Origin of the sequence: Neisseria dentiae, from assembly GCF_024580525.1 — a bacterium.
Lineage (GTDB): Bacteria > Pseudomonadota > Gammaproteobacteria > Burkholderiales > Neisseriaceae > Neisseria > Neisseria dentiae_A.
Genome location: NZ_JANIKQ010000073.1, coordinates 1 through 436, shown reverse-complemented (window position 1 = coordinate 436; position 436 = coordinate 1). Strand labels below are relative to the sequence as shown.

Annotated in this window: 1 pseudogene; it reads left to right on the top strand. The window is 71.8% G+C overall.

The features are described 5' to 3' along the window. A pseudogene (locus tag NQ012_RS12920) lies at positions 1 to 436 on the top strand (hypothetical protein); the annotation flags it as partial.

Genomic DNA, 436 nt, shown 5'->3' with positions numbered 1-436 from the left:
GGCCCGCGAGGACCTCGCCACACCGGAATCCTGGTCGTCGCCGATCTCGACCCGGGCGGCGATCGAGGCGATGCCGGAGGGCTGCATCGCGGTGGTGGACGCGCTGGGCGTGACCGATGCCGGCATCTTCGGCGACATCCTGTGCGCCCGGATGGCCAAGAAGGGCGTGGCTGCCCTGGTCACCGATGGTGTGGTGCGCGACGTCGCGGGCGTCCTGGGGACCGGATTGCCGGTCTGGTGCCAGGGCGCGGCGGCTCCGCCCTCCGTGGCCGGCCTGACTTTCGTGGCCTGGCAGCAGCCGATCGCCTGCGGCGGCGTCGCCGTGTTCCCCGACGACCTGATCGTGGTGGATGAGGACGGCGCCGTGCTGATTCCGGCCGCGCTCATCGAGACGGTGATGGAACTCGCCCCCGAGCAGGAGCGCTTCGAGGGTTGG